The following is an 18513-nucleotide window of genomic DNA, read 5'->3' as shown; positions in this document are numbered from 1 at the left end:
GTTCTTTGATCTTGCCTGAACGCTTCAACACGTCCCGATGGCGCGCCGCGCTTTTGGCCTGCGCTTCTGTCGCCGCCATCGCTGGACCCGCCCGAGCCTCCGACACGACCACGAGCACCGCTCCGACCGCCGACGCGGAAGGCGCCAACGCGGTCGAGAGCCTAATCGTCACTGGCGTGCGCGGCGCCCGCCGCACCGTCGCCGACAGCCCCGCGCCGGTCGACGTGATCAGCGGGGAGCAGTTGCTGACGACCGGCAAGGTGGGGCTGAAGGAGGTGCTCAACACCCTGATCCCGTCGTTCAACCTGCCGGGCATCAATGGTGGCGGCACGTCCTGGACCGTTCGCGCCATCACCCTGCGCGGCCTGAACGGCGACCAGGCCCTGTTCCTGGTCAACGGCAAGCGCCGCCACACCACGGCGCTGATCAACAACCTGGCGCGCGTCGGACGCGGCGGCGTTCCGGTCGATCTCGACTTCATCCCGGCCTCGGCTATCGCGCGGATCGAGGTTCTGCGGGACGGCGCTTCGGCGCAGTACGGCTCGGACGCGATCGCCGGGGTGGTGAACATCATCCTGAAGGACGACGTCGATGAGCGCTCGTTCAGCTACACGGGCGGACAGAACTATCTCGGCGACGGCGACACCCGTTCGGCCACGCTTAACTGGGGACGGCCGCTGGGTGAGAACGGCGGCTTCCTGCATCTGGCCTTGAACTGGAAGAACAACGAGGCGGCCAGCCGCTCGGTCCCTTCGCGCGCCCAGTACATCTACCAGCCGACCGTCACCACGGTGAACGGCGTGACCACTGTGACGCCCGATCCGCGCGACGCCACAGCCGATCGCTACTTCTGGGGCAAGAGCTACGGGCTGGGCGAGGAAGACATCCTGGCGGCGTCCTACAACGCCGAGCTGCCCTGGCGGGATCTGAAGCTGTACGCCTCCGGCACGCTCAGCCATCGGTCGTCCAAGAAGAACACAGGTAGCTTCCTGCCCAACCTTGCGCCGGTCACGGGCGTCACCGCTGGCCGACCGCTGAACCGCAACTCGTTGCCCGAGGTCTATCCGGACGGCTTCAACGCGCTGCGCCGAATCTTCGAACTGGATTTCCAGAGCAGCTTCGGCGCGCGAGGCGAGCGAGCGGGCTGGGATTGGGACCTTTCAACCACCCTGGCGCAGGACCACGCTCAGCTCGACGGCCAGAACACGCTGAACGCCACGCTGGGCCCATCCAGCCCGACCTATTTCCACCTCTCGACGCATGAATTCCGCCAATGGACCAACAATCTCGACGTCACGCGGGAGTTCACGGGCTGGCTGAAGAACCCGCTGCAGGTCTCCTGGGGTCTTGAACACCGCTATGAGCGGTTCCTGATCGAGGCCGGCGACGAGGCTTCGTACGTAGTTGGGAACTATGTGATCCCGGCCGGCCAACCGTTCGCGGGCCTGCGACCCAACCCAGGCCTGGCGTCGTACGCCGGCACCGCGCCCGAGGACGCCGGCTCGGCCAGCCGCAATAGCGGGGCGGCCTATGTCGATCTCGGAACCAACCTGGCCGACAACTGGTACGTCGGCGTGGCCGGACGCTACGAGCGCTATGGCAAGGGCGTCGGCGACACCACCAGCGGCAAGCTGACCACCCGCTGGGAGTTCCTGCCGGGCTACGCCGTGCGGGCCACGGTCAGCAATGGCTTCCGGGCGCCGTCTCTGGGCCAGACGATCTTCGCGACCTCGACCATCAACGGCAGTCTCTGCGCTGCCGCGCCCAACAACATCTTCCGCGGCGCGCCCTGCACGCCAGGCGAGTATCTGACCTTCCCGACCAAGGTCCTGCGGACCGATAGCCTCGAGGCCAAGGCCCTGGGCGCCGAGCCGTTGAAGCCGGAGAAGTCGACCAACTACAGCTTCGGCCTGACCGCCGAGCCGTTCGCTGGCTTGCGGCTGACCCTGGACTCCTACCAGATCGGTATCGACGACCGGATCGTCGACACCAGCAACCTCGACCTTTCGGCGACCCAGCTGGCCTCGCGCGCGGACCTGGCCCCGCTGCTGGCGCGGTTCCCGCAGGGGCTGACGGCGACCTACTACACCAACGCCGTCTCGACCCGCACGACCGGGACCGACTTCGTCGCCGAGTATGGCGTGAATCTCGGCGAGCTTGGCCGGCTCAACCTCAACGCCGCCTATGCCTTCAACAAGACCAAGATCACCAAGCTGAAGGCCACCCCGGCCGTGCTGAAGGCGGTCAATCCCAGCCTCGTCCTATTCGACCGGCAGAAGATCGCTGACCTGACCGTCGGTACGCCGCGCGAGAAGGTCATCCTTGGCGCCCAATGGCTGCGCGGCGCCTGGAACGTCGGCCTGCGCAACACCCGCTACGGCCGCTACACCGAGGCGGGGACCTCGGGGAGCCTGGACCGCACCTTCACTCCCAAGTGGGTCACCGATCTCGATATCGGCTGGCAGGTCCGCGAGACGACCAGCATCGCCATCGGCGCCAACAACCTGTTCGACCAGCATCCCGACAAGATCGGCATCGTCAACGCCGACCAGGGCACGGGGCAGTTCGGGACCTTTTCGCCCTTCGGCATCACCGGCGGCTACTACTACGCCCGCCTCAGCCAACAGTTCTGAGGAGGGCGCGATGGACAGACGTCAGCTCGTCGCCGGCCTCGCCTTTGGCGGTCTTACGGCCTCGCTCTCGGCCTGCGCTAAGGGAAGCGGCCAGCCGGTCCTGAAGGTCGGCAGCCAGCGCGGTGGCACCAAGGCGGTGCTCCTGTCGTCGGGCGCGCTGGAGGGCGCTCCGTACCGGATCGAATGGAGCGAGTTCCCCGCCGCCGCGCCTCTTCTTGAGGCCCTGTCGGCCAGCGCCGTGGACCTGGGCGAGGCGGGCGACGCGCCATTCCTGTTCGCCTATGCCGGCGGCGCCCGGATCAAGGCCGTTCAGGCCGGGCAGACCGGCGGCGCCGGGACCGCGATCCTGGTCCGCAAGGACTCGCCAATCGCGACCCCCGCGGACCTGAAGGGCCGCAAGATCGCCACCGGTCGCGGCTCGATCGGCCACTATCTGCTGCTCCGCGTGCTGGAGAACGCGGGGCTCAAGCCCACCGACGTGACGCTCGTCTATCTGACGCCGGGCGACGCCAAGGCCGCCTTCACGGCGGGGTCGATCGACGCTTGGGTCACCTGGGGTTCGTACATCGCTCTCGCGCGGCTGCACGACGCCGCCCGGATTCTGGCGGATGGGCAGGGGGTCATCAGCGGCTTTGGCTACGAGGCCGCCAGCGAACGCGCCATCACTGACAAGCGCCCACAGGTCGAGGATTTTCTCAAGCGCCTGGCCAAGGCTCGTCGGTGGGCGGCCGCCAATCCCGAGGCCTTCGCCAAGGCGCTGTCGCGCGAGACGGGGCTCTCCGACGAGATCGCGCTCTACACGGTGCGCAACTACCGCGCCTTGCCGACGCCGATCGGGCCGGATTCCGTCGCCGAGGCCAAGGCCGTGCTCGACCACTTCCGGGCCGCCGGCGCGATCAGCGGCGCGCGTGATCCGGCGGGCGCCTTTGACGCCTCGTTCAACGGGGCGCTGGCATGAGCGAGTCCTTGTCCTTGGCGACCGACGTCCTGGTGATCGGCGGCGGCCTGGCCGGCGCCTGGGCGACCGTGGCCGCGGCGCGGGAAGGCGCGGACGTCGTCCTGGTCGATAAAGGCTATTGCGGCACGAGCGGCGTCACAGCGACGGCCGGTCCAGGCCACTGGTGGGTTCCGCCCGAGCGGCGCGAGGCGGCCGTCGCCGACCGGGTCCAGCGCGCCCAGGGCCTAGCCGACGCCGATTGGATGCGCCGCATCCTGGATCTGACCTGGACCAGCCTGCCCAAGCTCGGCGACTACTACGACTTCTCGACCGACGAGAACGGACAGGTCCAGTACCGCGCTTTGCGCGGGCCGGAATACATGGCCGCGATGCGCGCCTACGTCCTGGCGGCCGGCGCTCGCATCCTCGATCACCATCCGGCGCTGCAGCTGCTGCGCCACGGCGACGGTTCGATCGCCGGGGCGACCGGACTGGCGCTGCGCGGCGAACAGCCCTGGACGATCCGAGCTGGCGCCGTCGTCATCGCCACCGGCGGCGTCGCTTTCGCCTCGAGCCTGCTGGGCGCCGCGACCAACACCGGCGAAGGCCTGCTGATGGGCGTTGAGGCCGGCGCCGACCTCTCGGGCATGGAGTTCTCGAACTACTACACGCCGTCGGTCGCCGGCACGAACATGGCGCGGTCGATGGCCTACAGCTTCGCCCGCTGGTTCGACGTCGACGACAACGAACTCGACATCCCCGCAGGCCCGGACGTGACGCCGCACCTCGCGCGGGCTCTGCTGAAGGGGCCGTTGTTCTGCCGCCTGGACCGCGTGCCGGCCGACATTCGGGCGATCATGCCCCAAGTGCAGCCCAATTTCGTGCTGCCGTTCGATCGGATGGGCGTGGACGCCTATCGCGATCGCTTCGAGGTCACGCTTCACGCCGAAGGTACGGTGCGCGGCATCGGCGGCCTCCGTGTCGATGACGAGGACTGCCAGACGGCCGTGCCGGGCCTTTATGTCGCCGGTGACGCGGCCAGCCGGGAGCTGGTCACAGGCGCCATTTCCGGCGGTGGCGCGGTCAATTCCTCCTGGGCGCTGTCGTCCGGCCAATGGGCGGGCGCGGCGGCGGCTCGGCAGGCGAGGGCGCTGGGCGCGCGCGCTGATGCTCTCGTTGTCGCGACGGGGCAGGCGGGCCTATCGCCGCGCCGCGCGGTCCAGGATTTCGATCGGGCCGGCGCTGTCCAGGCGGTCCGCGAGGAGCTGAACGCCTATGACAAGAACATCTTCCGCCGTGGCGAGGCCCTGACCGCGTCTCTTGAGCGGCTGGACGGGATCTGGCGCGAGCTCGTCGATCATGGCCAGGCGCGGGGCAGGGCGGCGTCGCGCCTGCGCGAGGCCGCCGCGCTCGTCGCCGCCGGTCGCTGGAGCAAGGCCGCCGCCCTGGCCCGTCGCGAGAGCCGAGGCATGCATCGCCGCGAGGACGCTCCCGCGGCCGACGGACGGTTGGCCAGTCGCCAGCGTGTCCAGGGGCTAGATCGGGTCTTCACCCGGTTTGAGGTCGCCCCAACCCAGGCGGAGGTCGCCTGATGATCGAGGTCGTTGTCGAGGATCGCTGCAACGGATGCGGCGACTGCGTTCAGGCCTGTCCCAGCGACGTGCTGCGGATGGGGGCGGACGGCAGGGCAGTCATCGCCCATCAGGCCGACTGCCAGACCTGTCTGCTGTGCGAGCTCTACTGCACGACCGACGCCCTGTTCGTCTGGCCGCAGGTCGATCGGGTCGTCGGCCTCAGCGCCGAACAGGCCTTGGCCTCCGGTCAGCTGGGCGCCTTCCGCCGCGACCATGGCTGGGGCGAGCACACCACCACCCACACCAACCAACACTGGCGGATGGGGGCGATCTTCGAGCGCGCCCGCCTGCTGGCGGTCGAGACCGCCGCCGCCAAGACCGCTCGCCCCGAGGACATCCGATGAGCAAGAGCCTGAAAGAGCGCCTGGCCGATCTCCACGCCGAGCGCGAACGCACCTGGGATCCGGCCGCCCTGAAGATCAATGTCGACCAGCGACGAACCCTGGTCGAAACCGCCGATCCGACGGGTTGGGTCCAAGTCGGCGAGCGCCTCGAGCCGTTCGTCCTGAAGGACGTCGAAGGCGGTGACCTGTCGCTGGAGCGCCTGCTGGAGCGTGGCCCGGCGGTGCTGGTCTTCTTCCGCTTCGCCAGCTGCCCGGCCTGCAATATCGCCCTGCCTTACTATGAAGAGCGTCTGGCGCCGGGACTGCGCGATCTGGGCGCGACGCTCGTGGCCGTCAGCCCGCAGGTTCCCGAGCGGCTGGCGGACATCAAGGTGCGTCAACGCCTCAGCTTCAAGGTCGCTTCGGACCTCGGCAACGCCCTCGGCCGGCAGTTCGGTATCCTCTACACAGCCGACCAGGCCAGCCAAGCGGCCCAGCGCGCCAAGGGCGCCTTCATCGGCGAGACGACCGGGACGGGGACCTGGGAGCTTCCGCAGCCCGCCATCATCGTCATCGACCACGAGCGGGTCGTCCGCTTCGTCGACGTCAGCCCTGACTGGCTGGTCCGCACGGAGGCCGAGGCCGTCCTGCAGGGCGTCCGCGACATCACCCTCGTTCCCGCCGAATAGATCGGAGATCTTCCATGACCGCTCCCAAGGACGTTCAACGTCAGCTCAAGCTCGGCTTCATCCTGCATGGCGTCGGCCCCGGCTGGGGCGACTGGCGTCATCCAGACGCCGAACCGAACGCCAGCACGAACTTCCAGTTCTACAAGCGCCAGGCCCAGATCGCGGAGGCGGGCAAGTTCGACTTCCTGTTCGTCGCCGACAGCGTCTACATCACCGAGAAGTCGAGCCCGCACTACCTGAACCGCTTCGAGCCGCTGACCATCCTGTCGGCCTTGGCCGGCGCGACCAACAATATCGGCCTCGTGGGCACCCTGACGGTCAGCTACAGCGAGCCGTTCAACGTCGCCCGCCAGTTCGCCTCGCTGGACCACATCAGCGGCGGTCGGGCGGGGTGGAACATCGTCACCTCCTGGCTGGAGGGCAGTGCCGCCAACTACAGCCGCGACAAGCACTACGCCCACGACGTCCGCTACCGCCTCGCGGGCGAGTATCTTGATGTCGTCCAGGGGCTCTGGGATTCCTGGGAAGACGACGCCCTGACCTTCGACAAGAAGGGCGGCCAGTTCTTCGACCCGGCCAAGCTGCACACCCTGAACCACAAGGGCGAGTTCTTCTCGGTGAAGGGCCCGCTGAACATCAGCCGCTCGCCCCAGGGCCAGCCGGTGATCTTCCAGGCGGGCGCATCCGAGGACGGCAAGGCGTTCGCCGCCCGCCGCGCCGACGCGATCTTCGTCTCGCACGAGGATCTCGACGCCGCCCAGGCCTACTACAAGGACATCAAGGCCCGCGCGGCCGGGTTCGGCCGTGATCCCGATCAGTTGCACGTATTGCCAGCCGCGCGGCCGGTCGTGGGCCGCACGGCCGAGGAGGCGGAGGCCAAATACCAGGAGCTGATCGAGCTGGTGTCGATCGACAACGCGCTGTCGTCACTGGCGCGGCCGTTCAACGAGTACGATTTCACCCGGCACGACCTGGATGGCCCGTTCCCGCTGGAAGCCGCCGAATTCGGGGCCAACTCCAACCAAAGCGCGGTCAACCGGATCGTCGAGGCCGTGAAGGCCGAAGGTCTGACCCTGCGCCAGACGGCCCTGCGCTTCGCCACGCCGCGAGGACATTTCGTCGGTTCTCCCGAGCAGGTCGCCGACAGGCTGCAGCAGTGGTTCGAGGAGCGGGGCGCCGACGGCTTCGTGCTGTTCGAGAGTCTGCCGGGGCTGCTAGAGGCGTTTGTCGAACTGGTCGTGCCGATCCTGCAAGCCCGCGGACTGTTCCGCACTGATTACGAGGGCTCGACCTTCCGCGAGAGCCTGGGCCTGGATTACCCGGTCAATCGCTACGTCGGTGCGCTCGAGGCCGCGGAATAGGCGCAGCCGCCGGGAACGTATTGCCAGTGATGTTGAGGGGCGGCCACGGCTTGCCCTTCAACGCCAACGATTGGCCAACGGAGACCGAATGCCTGTCATGGCGCGGGCTTCGATCCTAAGGCCAAGATCGGGCGATCGGCTGGCGCGAGGCGCCGTTCGGCGATCAGGTCCTCACGGCGCGCCACCCTCGGATCATGAAGGCCTGGAAGAACGGGATCGGCTTCCGGAATCCGGCGGCCTTCCACAAAGCCTCTGTCTCCGCTGGCGTCAGAACGCCCAGGATATCACGCATCATGCCGCTGAGTTTCGCCAGCGACTCTGGCGTCGCGCCCATTAGAACCTGGACTCGCTTCCAGTCCTCTAGCATCTCGGGAAACTCCGGGGCGTCCAGGTCGACGCTGATCTCGGCGCTGGCGAAGCAGCCTCCCGGCTTCAGACGATCATGAATGGCCGAATAGAAGGCGCTTCGGTCCTCGCGCTTTATGAAGTGCGCGACCAGCAAGCTGACCGCGGCGTCGAATTCGTCGTGGGGAGCATCCTGGGCATATCCTTGGCGAAGCTCGCAGCGATCCAGCACGCCGGCCTGTTCGAGCCGGTGTCGCCCCACGGCCAGCATCTCGCTGGACGGGTCGACGCCGACGAATGACCAGCCGGGATACGCCTTGGCCAGCGACAGTATTTCGGCGCCGGTTCCGACCCCGACGCACAGCACGCGCGCGTCGGCAGGCAAGTCCGCCAGAACCAACCGCAGCAGGAAGTGCAGATTGTCGGAAATGGGCGCGAGGGCGCTGTTTCGCCGATCATAGTCGTCGGCGAGTTCCCGGTTGAAGAAGTTGGGCGGGACGTCGGGTCTCGGCTGCTTCATTGTTACACTATAACAGAATGCTCGGCGCGCCATCCACCCTGTCTCTGCGCAATCGATCAAGAATCCCGCTCATCGCCCCCATCAGCGGCGGGCCGACGGAACGGCGAACAGGGCGCCGCGATCGCGGTCTGTCGCGGCGTTGCGCTGGATCAAGGCGCGTGTCCCGCCCAGGGCCATGGTGCGGCTATGGGCGAGGATGGAAGCATGATCGTGACCGCTGGCGGCCCGCACGCTTTGATGGGCTTGCGATCGGCCGCCGATGCGGTCCGACCGTGGCGGGGCTGCGCGCAGGGCGCGGTCCTGGGGATGATCCTGCTGGCCCTCGCGGGGCCGGTAAGCGCCAGCGCCGCGCCGCCCGATCCCGCGCCAGCCGATGTCGTGGGCCGCGGGCGGGCCATCGTCCAGCGCGACTGCGCCGGCTGTCACGCCGTTGAGCGAACCGGGGATAGTCCCAATCCGAAGGCGCCGCGATTTCGGCGCCTGCACGAACGCTACGACGTCGACGCCTTGGGCGAGGCCTTGGCCGAAGGGCTGACGGTGGGGCATGGCCCGATGCCTGAATGGTCTTTCGGGCCGACCGACACCGCCGCGATCCTGGCCTATCTCAAGAGCTTGGAAGCGCCGGCGAGGAGCAAACCCAAGCGGGGGCCCGCCATCTGATCGGGTCCAGGTCGTGGGATTTGACGCAGGGCAAGCGGGCCCAGGAAGCCATCGCCTAGCCTTGGCCCCTGACCGCCAAGGAGCACGCGATCATGATCGATCATCTGGCAATCCGCGTTCGTGACTTCGAGGCTTCGCGGCGCTTCTACGACGTCGCGCTGGCGCCGCTCGGCCTTGGCGTCGTGATGGAGGTGACGCCCGAGGCCACCGGAGGCTATCACGGGCTAGGATACGGCTCGGCCGGCAAACCGGTCTTCTGGCTGTCCAACGCCGTCGGTTCGACGACGAGCGATCAGACGGGCCTCGCTCGGCTGCATGTCGCCTTCGCGGCCGCCGACCATGCCGCGGTCGATGCGTTCCATAAGGCCGCGCTCGCCCAAGGCGGGCGTGACAATGGACCGCCCGGCGTCAGGGCGCATTACCATCCGCACTATTGCGCCGCGTTCGTGCTCGATCCGAACGGGATCAATGTCGAGGCGGTCTGTCACCTCGCGCCTTAGAGGCCATGCCGGGTCGAAAAGCGCCCGCCTATGCCAGCCAGGTGGCCAGCAGCCCGACCGTCGCCGCCGCCATCACCGCCGTGGCGCTCCAACCGGCAAGTTTGAGGCCGGCGTGCAGCTTGAAGTCGCCCATGGCGGCCTTGTGGCTCGAGAGATGCATCATCAGGGCCATGACCGGCGCCGCGACGATCCCGTTGATCACCGCAGCGTAGAACAGCGCCTTGATCGGGTCGATCGCGCTGCCGTTCAGGCCCACGCCCACGAGCGTGGCCAGGGCGATGGCCCCGTAGAACGCCTTGGCCTGACGCGGCCTTCGCGCCAGGCCCACCGGCCAGCCGAACGTCTCGCCCAAGGCATAGGCGCACGATCCGGCCAGGACGGGCAGCGCCAGCAGGCCTGTCCCGATGATGCCCAAGGCGAAGACGAAGAAAGCCAAGGGGCCAGCGATGGGCCGCAAGGCTTCGGCGGCTTGGGCGGAGGTCTGGATATCGGTGACGCCATGGGCGTGCAGAGTCGCGGCGGTGGTGACCACGATGAAAAGCGCCACGGCGTTGGAAGCGCCCATGCCCAGATAGGTGTCCAAGCGAATGCGCCGAAACTCTGTAGCGGCCTGCTCGGGCGCGCGCAGCAAGGGCAGGGCCGGGGGGCGGGCCTGGACGTCCTCGACCTCTTCTTCTGCCTGCCAGAAGAAGAGATAGGGACTGATAGTGGTCCCCAGGATCGCCACGACGGCGGTCAGGTAAGGCGCGTCGAGCGTGATCCGTGGGACAAGGAGGCTTGGAGCCACGCGCGCCCAAGGCACGTGGACGACGAAGGCCACGCCGACATAGGCCAATAGCGACAGGGTCAGCCACTTCAGGATCGACACATAACGGGCGTAGCGGGAAAACACCTCCAGTAGCACCGACAAGAGTCCAAATCCGGCGACATAGACCAAGGCGGGGCCGCCGATCAGCAGCTTGAGGGCCGCGGCCATGGCGCCCAGGTCCGCGCCGATATTGATCACATTGGCGATGACAAGAAGCGACACGACGCTATGGACCACCAGCGGCGGATAGTGGCGCTTCAGATTGCCGGCGATCCCGCGGCCCGTCACCCTTCCGATCCGGGCCGAGATCTCCTGGATGGCGCACATCAGGGGCCAGCTGAACAGCAGAACCCAGCCGAGGCCATAACCGAATTGAGCGCCGGCCTGGGAATAGGTGGCGATCCCACTGGGATCATCGTCCGAGGCGCCGGTGATCAGCCCAGGGCCCAGGACCTGCAGCGCTCCGGGACGGACCGACTGTTCCACGACCGGGTCAGCCAGGCTCATGCGCCGGCCGAGGGTTCTTCGGCTTCCGCCGCCAGCAGCAAGCGTTCGACCGCGCCCCGCGCGTGTTCCAGCATCGCGATCTTGCCCCATCGATCATGATCCAGACGTCCCTGACCGAGGAGAAGGTCGAGCAGCTGGCGATCGATTTCCACCAGGGTTTGCCGAAGCTGGCTCGTCGTGGATTGCGCCATCGTGGTCTCCTGGGCGGGCGGGCCGCGAATCCCGTGGCCTGGGCCCAGTGGGCTGAAAACGGACAACGCCCGTTTCGCCGCGGCCGCGTGCGGGCACGGCGCAATCGAACGCCAGGACACTCCTAATCCCTGGGCGCGGCGCGCGGTTGATCAGGGTCAATCGACGCGCCCCTCAAAGAGCCGATGACAGGCGGGGCCGGCAACAGGGGCGGGCACGGCGCTCGCGCAAGCCGCCGACCTTTCCGCGTTCCGGGGCCAGAAACTCGCCGAACGCCATTGCGGCGGTTGTCATGCCGTCGGACCGAGCCCGCTGGCCGACGCGCCGCCGTTCGCCAATTTGAACCGCCGCTACCTCGAAGGCGTCTCTGACGTTGAGGGGGACGCGTCGAGGGATCGAGTTCTTCGCGCTCAGGGCGCGGCCGCGTCCGTCGGCTCGGTGCGCAGCCGGTCGCGAAACATCTTCAGCCGCTGCCGGTAGCCTTCGGCGTCGCCATAGTCGAGGAATTCCCAGTAGCGCCGATGCGGATCGCTCTGGCGGACGGCGTGCTTGATCGGGCACCAATATTGCTCGGTGCGGCTGGCCACCTCGCGCGCATAAGCGATGACGCCGTTGGCGTAAGCGCAATAGGCGCAGTTGAGCCGCTCGACGAGGTTGAGATAGCCCAGGCGATTGCGGTCGAACGCCAGGTAGTCGGTCCGTCTCACGCGCACGATGCCATAGGCGCGAAAGCAGACGGCCTGGTAGATGCTCACCCAAGCGTCGGCCAAGGCCAGCGGCAGGATCAGCGAATAGATCACCGGGGCGCTCAGCAAGGTGAACAACGAGCTTCGGCTCAGGAACTTGCCCATACCCAGGCGCAAGCGCCGATGCTCGGAGGCGATGCCGAACTCAAATTCGCCGATCTGGCTGGTAAGCCGCCATCCTAGCGCCCGACGGCGACGCTCGATTTCTCGATCCAGCTCGGCCTGCAGGCCGACGATCTGCTCGGCCAGGTCCTTCATACGCTGAGTCATCGGGACGACGTCGCCGTCTTGAGATCAGGCAGGCGTTTGAGTGACGGCGCGCCTGACGGACGCCGCGCATTGGTCCGAAGGCCCAGAGGCGACCGCCGGATTCTCAGGTCAGGTTTCAAGCTCGCCCGCCTCGACCAGATCGACGTGGCCAAAGCCCTTGCGATAGTCGAGCAGGGCGATCACGAGCGGGGTGACGCAGAATAGCGCCGTCTCCTCCTCGCCCAGCCCAAAACCGCCGCGCAGGGCCGGGAACTTGTCCAGGAACAAGCGACCGACCTGTAGGATCTGGTCGGGGTCGCTGAGCCGCGCGGCTAGTCCGCCGAGCGAGAGACCGCGGATGTCGTCCCAGCGCTCATAGGGCAGATCGACGGTTAGCGAGACCCGCTGATCGCGCGCCAGGTTGCGCGCCTTTTGCGATTGGGCCGAGCATCCGAAATAGATCGCGAGGCCGTCACTGGCGTAGGACACGGTGGTGACCTGGGGAAACCCGTCCTCGCGCAGAGCCGCCAGGCTGAGGTCCTTGCCGAGCTGGAGGACGTCGATGATCTGGTGGCGCAGGTTCTGGTCCATTGGGGTCTCTGGGAGCTTACGAGCCCGGCGATCATGACCCCGGGCCTCGGGGCGGGTTTTGATCCACGGCAATCGGCTTGCCGCTGCTGCCAAATCGCCGCTATGGGCCGGCCGGCGCCTTCAACCCGGTCGGGCTGTGGAGGCTGACCATCGCTCTTGCGCTTTGGGCTCCCTTGCTGGGCCGTCTGGCCATCCATCCCCCTTGGAGTGCTCGCCCTCGTCTCGGCGATCGTGGGTCTGGCCCTGGCGATGGGCCCGTCGCGTCGTCTTCGGGGGCGTGGTGATCGAGGGCCAGTCGCGCTCGCCGGCGGCCAGGCCAGGGTGGTCCGCGCGCGCGCCTCGCGGCGCAAGGCCGCGCCATGACGAACCTGATCGAGGGCTGAGCAAGGCCCAGCCCGCGCCTTGGAGGGCGCGGCAAGCATGCGGCGGTTTCTGGACGTCGTTGCGCCACGGCCGACAGACGGCGCCTCGCGCGCCATTCTGTCCCCGCGCCAGCGGGAGGGTTTGACGAGGATCAAGCGGTCCGACGCGCCGCGCGCGATGATCGTCCGGCGCCAAGCAGGCGCATCACCCTGACGGAGCACGCCATGTCCCTGCATGAGAGCAAACCCTTCCTGCCGGCCCTGAGCCAGCAGGCGACCCACATCTTCGCGCCGCTGCAGCGCGAGATCGATCGGGTGTTCAGCGAGTTTGGCCGCAGCCTGGGCGTCGCCGAGGCCTTCTCCAGCCCGAGCCTGGACTTCAGCGAGACCGCCCAAGGCGTCGAACTGAAACTGGACGTTCCCGGCTATGACCAGGACGAGCTCAGCATCACGCTCGACAACGACGTTCTGACCGTTCGCGGCGAGAAGGCCAGCGAAACCCAGAGCGACGACAAGACCTATCGCGTGTTCGAACGCCGTTCCGGCGCCTTCGCGCGCCAGGTCCCCCTGCCGCGCACCGTGGATGGCGACAAGTTCAGCGCCACGCTCAAGAACGGCGTCCTGACCATCACCGCGCCGAAGACCGCCGGCGCCCCGGGGCGAGACATCGCCATCCAGACGGCCAAGGCCGATCCGACCGTTTGAGCATGCAAGCCATGGTGCTGGAGGACGGCCGGTTAACGGCCGCCCTCCGACCGGTTCCCAGCCCCGGGGCTGGCCAGGTCCGTCTTCGGGTCTGCGCCTGCGGGGTCTGCCGGACCGATCTGCACCTGCTCGATGGCGACCTCGCCGTGAAGGGCGCGATCGTCCCGGGCCATCAGATCGTCGGGACCATCGACGCCCTGGGCGAAGGCGTGACGCGCTTCGCGCCAGGCCAAAGAGTCGGCGTCACTTGGCTCGGCTGGGCTTGCGGACGGTGCGTCTATTGCCAGGACGGGTTCGAGAACCTTTGCCAGGCCGCGCGGTTCACCGGTTGGACGCGCGACGGCGGATACGCCCAGATGGCCCTGGCCGAAGCCGCTTTTTGCCTGCCGATCCCCGACGCCTTCAGCGACTTGGAGGCCGCGCCCCTGTTGTGCGCGGGGGTGATCGGGTTTCGGGCCTGGCGGATGGCGGGGCAGGGGCGGCGCGTGCGGCGACTGGGCCTATACGGTTTCGGCGCGGCCGCGCACCTGCTGGCCCAGCTGGCGATCTTCGAAGGCCAAGCGGTCTATGCCTTTACCCGGCCTGGCGACGCCGCCGCCCAGGACCTGGCGCGATCGCTGGGCTGCGTCTGGGCCGGATCCTCGCTCGACGCGCCCGACCAGCCGCTCGATGCGGCGATCATCTTCGCGGCGGACGGCGCCCTGGCGCCGGCGGCCCTGCGCGCCGTGGACAAGGGGCGGTCGGTCGTCTGCGCTGGCATCCACATGAGCGCCATTCCCACGTTCGACTACGCCGACCTATGGCAAGAGCGCCGGCTGATGTCGGTAGCCAACCTGACCCGCGCCGACGGCGCCGACTATCTGCCGCGCGCCGCCGCCGCCGGGGTTCGCCCGCACCTCACCGCCTATCCGCTGCGGGACGCCGCCCGGGCCTTGGCGGACCTACGCGCCGGCGCGTTCGCCGGGGCGGCGGTCCTGGACGTGGCGGGCGCGAGTTGAGCGATAGGCGCGGCCGCGCGGATGACCTGGGCGTCATCGCAAGGTCCTGGAACGGTCTTTGGGGGCGCTAGCCTAGGGCCTGGCTCTTGTCCCGGATCGAGTTCGCCGCGCGCGGCCTAGCGATCCTCGACGATCCGCCCGTCGAGCATGCGCACGCGCCGATCGGCGGCCTCGGCGAAGCCCGCGTCGTGAGTGACGCAGATCACGGCGCGGTGCTCGTCATGGGCCAGGCGCTGAAATTCCTCGATCACCAGACGGGTGTTGAGGCTGTCGAGATTGCCGGTCGGCTCGTCGCAGAGCAGGATCGCCGGATCATTGGCCAAGGCGCGGGCGATCGCCACCCTCTGGCGCTGACCGCCCGACAGTCGATCGGGCCGACGCGCGGCCTGCGCCCCGACGCCGAGCTTGTCGAGCAGACCCTCGACCGCGGTGTCGATCTGCGCTCGTGATCGCTTGGCCAGGCGCCGCATGGGCAGGGCGACATTGTCGCGCGCCGTCAGCTCGGGCAGCAGGAAGTGAAACTGGAAGACGTAGCCGATCCGCTCCAGCCGAAGGCGTGTGCGGTCCGCCTCGGCCAGATGACCGGTCGGTTGACCATCGATCAGCACGTCCCCCTGATTGGGTCGGTCCAGCAGGCCGAGCAGATAGAGCAGGGAGGACTTGCCACAGCCCGACGGGCCCACGATCGCCACCAATTGCCCCGCCTCCACGCCGAGGCTGGCGGCATCGACCAGGGTGAAGGGCTCCGGGTCCGACAGGGTCCGGCTCACCGCCCGCGCCTCGACCAGGATGCTCATGCCGCCCCGCGAAGGATGGTGACCGGATCCACGCTGGCGGCCTTGCGGGCGGGCAGCCACGCCGCCACCAGGGCCGCGGCGAGCGAGGCGCCGCCGGCCAGCAGGTACTGCGGCGCGCCGCGATCGAGCGGTAGCACCAAGGGCTTGCCGCCCATCGACAGCGGCAGGCTGGCCAGGATCTCCAATAGTCCGGTGCCGACCGCGAAGCCGAGCAGGGCGCCCAGGACCCCGACCAGAAGACCCTCGATTAGAAAGATCGCCTGGATGTCGCCGACGGTGAAGCCCATGGCCCGCAGGATGGCGATGTCGCGCCGCTTGTCGGCCACGCTGTTGGACACGGCGGTGTAGATGCCGAAGCTGGCGACGATCAGAATGGCCAGGATCACCGCGTACATGATCACGTTGCGCACGACCAAGAGATTGAGGATGTCGGCCGAGCGCTCCTGCCAGGACTCCCATTTGTACCCCCAGCGCGCCTCCAGGGTCTGGGCCTGCGTCTGCGCGGTCTCGGATCGCGCCAGGCGGATATGGATCTGATTGACGATGTTGGGGCGAGAGAACAGCACCTGGGCGGTGCGCAGCAGGCCATAGGCCACCGTGTCGCCGGCGTAGAAGCCGGCCTGGGCGTCGGGCTCGATCAGCGCCACGATGCGCATGCGCTGCAGCGCCCCCGTCGAGGCGGTCACCACCAGCGTGTCGCCCAGACGCGCGCCGAGGCGATCGGCCAACGGGCGGCTGATGATGATCCCGTCGGGGCGCGCCTCCAGGTCACCCAACGCGCCGCCGACCAGGCTCTCGTCGATCTTGGCCAGGCGTCCTTCCAGCCGCGGATCCACCCCGCTCAACGCCACCGCCGCGGTTCGACCGGCGAAGGCGACGGTGACCGCTCCGTTGAGCGAGGCGGCCGCCAGGGCGCCCGGCACGGCGCGCGCGTCGGCCAGCATGGCCGGCCAGTCCTTCAGACCCCGCACCTCCTCCTGGGGGCGCAGGCCATGGATGGCGACGGCTGCTTGCGGAAAGACCTCGAGCCCCGGCTGCGGCGCGGGGCGGCGCTGTTCGTCACGCACGATGATGTGCGGCGCGGAGTCGACGAGGGTGCGGACAAAATCCTTTTGCGAGCCGACCATCATGCCTGACACCGCCAGGAAGAAGCCGACGCCGATCGCCACGCCCAAGGTCGCCACCACGGTCTGGCGCGCCCGCACCCGCAGGTGCGCCGTGGCGACGCCGTTGAGGACGGCCAGCAGACTCATGGCGCGGCCACACGCACCCGCTGTCCGTCCCGCAGGGACGCCGGGGGATGGAGGACCACGCGCTGACCCGCCGTCAGGCCGGCGCGGATCTCGGCGCGGCCGCCGCCGACCGCGCCCAGTTCGACCCCGACGCGGCGCACCCGGTCACCGTCGAGACGCCAGACGCCGTTGTTCTGAAGGGCCTGGGCGGGAACCAGCACGGCGTGGGGGCGGCGCTCGGCCACCAAGTTGGTCTCCACGGTCATACCCGGCGACAGGCCGCTGTCGGCGGGCAGGGCGATGCGAACCCGAAAGACCCGTCCCGTGGCATCGCCCGCGGGCGTGATCTGGGCGATGCGGCCCTGGAACACGCGTCCGGGGAAGGCGTCGCTGCGGATGAGCGCCTCGGCGCCGGGCGCGAGACGCGCGATGTCGCGTTCGTCGACATCGGCGGTGATGCGCAGCGTGCTTGGGTCGGCCAGCAAGAAGAGCACAGTCCCGGTTGAAGCCAGGTCGCCGGGTTCGGCGTCGCGCCGCAAAACGCGTCCGGCGAAGGGCGCGGTCAACCGATAGTCGCTCAAGCGGGCCGTGGCGCTGGCCGCTGCGGCGCCGGCCGCCCGGGCTTGAGCCTGGGCGTCGTCGTCGGCCGCGCGCGCGGCGAAACCAGCCTCGAACAGGCGGCGCGTGCGCCCCGCGACGATGCGCGCCTGAGCGGCCTGGACTGACAGCTGCAAGGCCGCGCCCTGGGCAGGGCCGTCCTCGAGCTGGGCGAGCCATTGGCCGACCGCCACCTCCTGGCCCTCGGAGACGAGGACGCGCCGGATCGGGGCGTTGACGACCGGAGCGATATGAGCTTGGCGGACATAGTCCACGATGCCGGACGCGTAGACGATATCGACCGCCTCGCCCAGCTGCGCGCGCGAGGCCTCGACGCGCGGCGGACGCAGGACGAGCGCCGCGCCGAGACCCGCGGCGGCCAAGACGATGGACGCCGCCATCGCCAGCCAGAGCCGCCGAGCAGGACGCCTGGCCAAAGCGGGCGCGCGCGCGGGCGGGTCGGAAGACCTGGAGACGGTCGACGTCGCCGAGGCGGCGCGCGATACCGATGCGTCCATCATCATATCCGTCCACGTAAGACTCGCCCAGATGAGGCGGTTCCTTGTCATGGCACGCGCCCGTCAGACGCGGATTGACCAAGATCATCCCGGCCCCTGAGCGACGGCGCCAAGCTGGTGCCATGAAAACGCTCCAGATCGGATCCCCCATGGCAAAGGCCCCTGACGGCGCGCGACGTTGGCTGATGGCGGCCGGCTTGGGCCTGCTGGTCCCCGGGGGCAACGCCTGGAGCCAGTCGGCCGAGCCCGCCAAGGCGCGCTTCAAGGGCGAGACCCTGGCCCTGGTCATCGGCTACCAGTCCGGCTCCGGAACCCTGACTTTCCAGGGGCGGCGCCATGCTTTCCGGTTGTCGGGCGTCAGCGCCGTGGGCCTTGGCGCCGAGCGCGTGGAGGGAACCGCCGAGGTGCGTCATCTGACGGCGATCGAGGATTTCGAGGGCCTTTACTGGGGTGTCGGGGCCGGTGGAACCCTGATCCTGGGTCGGGGGCGCGCGACCTTGCGCAACGCCAAGGGGGTGGAGATCACCCTGGCGCTGGAGGGGCGCGGCATCGGCCTGACGCTCGCCGCCGGCGGGGCGCGCATCGTGCTCGGCTAGCCCAGGGCGCGTCGTC

At 68.7% G+C, this 18513-nt stretch carries 20 protein-coding genes; 12 read left to right on the top strand and 8 right to left on the bottom strand.

Annotated elements, in window-relative coordinates:
* Positions 1 to 53: 53 nt before the first annotated feature.
* The 6 genes from ABIC66_RS12275 to ABIC66_RS12250 are packed head-to-tail and all read left to right on the top strand — an operon-like array spanning position 54 to position 7577.
* Positions 54 to 2633 (top strand): TonB-dependent receptor plug domain-containing protein, encoded by a 2580-nt coding sequence (locus ABIC66_RS12275; protein ID WP_354070561.1) that lies wholly within the window; start codon positions 54 to 56, stop codon positions 2631 to 2633.
* A 10-nt stretch (positions 2634 to 2643) separates the two neighbouring features.
* Positions 2644 to 3591 carry an ABC transporter substrate-binding protein gene (locus tag ABIC66_RS12270; protein WP_354070560.1) on the top strand — a complete coding sequence of 316 codons (948 nt, stop codon included), beginning with the start codon at positions 2644 to 2646 and terminating at the stop codon, positions 3589 to 3591.
* On the top strand, positions 3588 to 5162 hold the full coding sequence (locus tag ABIC66_RS12265; RefSeq protein WP_354070559.1) for an FAD-dependent oxidoreductase: 1575 nt from the start codon (positions 3588 to 3590) through the stop codon (positions 5160 to 5162). The genes ABIC66_RS12270 and ABIC66_RS12265 overlap by 4 nt, the downstream gene beginning before the upstream one ends.
* Entirely contained in the window at positions 5162 to 5548 is a 387-nt protein-coding gene (locus ABIC66_RS12260) for a 4Fe-4S dicluster domain-containing protein (protein WP_354070558.1), read from the top strand. Before ABIC66_RS12265 ends, ABIC66_RS12260 begins: the two co-directional genes overlap by 1 nt.
* Complete coding sequence (locus ABIC66_RS12255; RefSeq protein WP_354070557.1) at positions 5545 to 6216, top strand: peroxiredoxin-like family protein; 672 nt, start codon at positions 5545 to 5547, stop codon at positions 6214 to 6216. Before ABIC66_RS12260 ends, ABIC66_RS12255 begins: the two co-directional genes overlap by 4 nt.
* A gap of 14 nt (positions 6217 to 6230) precedes the next feature.
* A complete protein-coding gene (locus ABIC66_RS12250) occupies positions 6231 to 7577 on the top strand; it encodes an LLM class flavin-dependent oxidoreductase (RefSeq protein WP_354070556.1) in 1347 nt (448 codons plus the stop codon).
* Between the two features lie 163 nt (positions 7578 to 7740).
* Here the strand turns inward: ABIC66_RS12250 and ABIC66_RS12245 are convergent, their stop codons facing one another.
* Positions 7741 to 8475, bottom strand: a complete 735-nt coding sequence (locus ABIC66_RS12245) for a class I SAM-dependent methyltransferase (RefSeq protein WP_354070555.1) — start codon at positions 8473 to 8475, stop codon at positions 7741 to 7743.
* A 171-nt stretch (positions 8476 to 8646) separates the two neighbouring features.
* Here ABIC66_RS12245 and ABIC66_RS12240 point away from each other — a divergent pair, with 171 nt between their 5' ends.
* Complete coding sequence (locus ABIC66_RS12240; RefSeq protein ID WP_354070554.1) at positions 8647 to 9102, top strand: c-type cytochrome; 456 nt, start codon at positions 8647 to 8649, stop codon at positions 9100 to 9102.
* 92 nt (positions 9103 to 9194) lie between these two features.
* Positions 9195 to 9602, top strand: coding sequence for a VOC family protein (locus tag ABIC66_RS12235; RefSeq protein ID WP_354070553.1), 408 nt, complete (start codon positions 9195 to 9197; stop codon positions 9600 to 9602).
* A gap of 28 nt (positions 9603 to 9630) precedes the next feature.
* Here the strand turns inward: ABIC66_RS12235 and ABIC66_RS12230 are convergent, their stop codons facing one another.
* From ABIC66_RS12230 to ABIC66_RS12210, 4 genes are all read right to left on the bottom strand, one after another.
* Entirely contained in the window at positions 9631 to 10917 is a 1287-nt protein-coding gene (locus ABIC66_RS12230; RefSeq protein WP_354070552.1) for an NRAMP family divalent metal transporter, read from the bottom strand.
* Positions 10914 to 11108 carry a hypothetical protein gene (locus tag ABIC66_RS12225; protein ID WP_354070551.1) on the bottom strand — a complete coding sequence of 65 codons (195 nt, stop codon included), beginning with the start codon at positions 11106 to 11108 and terminating at the stop codon, positions 10914 to 10916. Before ABIC66_RS12225 ends, ABIC66_RS12230 begins: the two co-directional genes overlap by 4 nt.
* A 408-nt stretch (positions 11109 to 11516) precedes the next feature.
* On the bottom strand, positions 11517 to 12122 hold the full coding sequence (locus ABIC66_RS12215) for a hypothetical protein (RefSeq protein WP_354070550.1): 606 nt from the start codon (positions 12120 to 12122) through the stop codon (positions 11517 to 11519).
* A 108-nt stretch (positions 12123 to 12230) separates the two neighbouring features.
* Positions 12231 to 12692 carry a pyridoxamine 5'-phosphate oxidase family protein gene (locus ABIC66_RS12210; RefSeq protein WP_354070549.1) on the bottom strand — a complete coding sequence of 154 codons (462 nt, stop codon included), beginning with the start codon at positions 12690 to 12692 and terminating at the stop codon, positions 12231 to 12233.
* Positions 12693 to 13279: 587 nt separating this feature from the next.
* On the opposite strand from ABIC66_RS12210, the gene ABIC66_RS12205 reads away from it, so the two are divergent.
* Complete coding sequence (locus ABIC66_RS12205) at positions 13280 to 13759, top strand: Hsp20/alpha crystallin family protein (RefSeq protein WP_354070548.1); 480 nt, start codon at positions 13280 to 13282, stop codon at positions 13757 to 13759.
* 2 nt (positions 13760 to 13761) lie between these two features.
* Positions 13762 to 14757 (top strand): zinc-binding alcohol dehydrogenase family protein, encoded by a 996-nt coding sequence (locus ABIC66_RS12200; protein ID WP_354070843.1) that lies wholly within the window; start codon positions 13762 to 13764, stop codon positions 14755 to 14757.
* A 116-nt stretch (positions 14758 to 14873) separates the two neighbouring features.
* On the opposite strand, the gene ABIC66_RS12195 is transcribed toward ABIC66_RS12200, so the two are convergent.
* Genes ABIC66_RS12195 through ABIC66_RS12185 form a run of 3 tightly spaced genes read right to left on the bottom strand, consistent with a single transcriptional unit; the run spans position 14874 to position 17784 of the window.
* Positions 14874 to 15554, bottom strand: coding sequence for an ABC transporter ATP-binding protein (locus tag ABIC66_RS12195; RefSeq protein ID WP_354070547.1), 681 nt, complete (start codon positions 15552 to 15554; stop codon positions 14874 to 14876).
* The gene (locus ABIC66_RS12190; protein ID WP_354070546.1) at positions 15551 to 16807 is read right to left on the bottom strand and encodes an ABC transporter permease; all 1257 of its coding nucleotides are present in this window, start codon (positions 16805 to 16807) and stop codon (positions 15551 to 15553) included. Before ABIC66_RS12190 ends, ABIC66_RS12195 begins: the two co-directional genes overlap by 4 nt.
* Positions 16804 to 17784, bottom strand: coding sequence for an efflux RND transporter periplasmic adaptor subunit (locus ABIC66_RS12185; protein ID WP_354070545.1), 981 nt, complete (start codon positions 17782 to 17784; stop codon positions 16804 to 16806). Before ABIC66_RS12185 ends, ABIC66_RS12190 begins: the two co-directional genes overlap by 4 nt.
* On the opposite strand from ABIC66_RS12185, the gene ABIC66_RS12180 reads away from it, so the two are divergent.
* Together ABIC66_RS12180 and ABIC66_RS12175 are read left to right on the top strand one after the other, a co-directional pair.
* A complete protein-coding gene (locus ABIC66_RS12180) occupies positions 17771 to 18001 on the top strand; it encodes a hypothetical protein (RefSeq protein ID WP_354070544.1) in 231 nt (76 codons plus the stop codon). The genes ABIC66_RS12185 and ABIC66_RS12180 overlap by 14 nt on opposite strands.
* Positions 18002 to 18050: 49 nt before the next feature.
* Positions 18051 to 18497: a hypothetical protein gene (locus ABIC66_RS12175; protein ID WP_354070543.1), complete on the top strand. Its 447-nt coding sequence runs from the start codon at positions 18051 to 18053 to the stop codon at positions 18495 to 18497.
* The last annotated feature ends 16 nt before the right edge of the window (positions 18498 to 18513 follow it).

This window comes from Caulobacter sp. 1776 (genome assembly GCF_040545685.1).
Classification (GTDB): Bacteria; Pseudomonadota; Alphaproteobacteria; order Caulobacterales; family Caulobacteraceae; genus Caulobacter.
The sequence above is the reverse complement of the archived record's forward strand: the minus strand, read 5'-3'. Positions and strand labels throughout refer to the sequence as shown.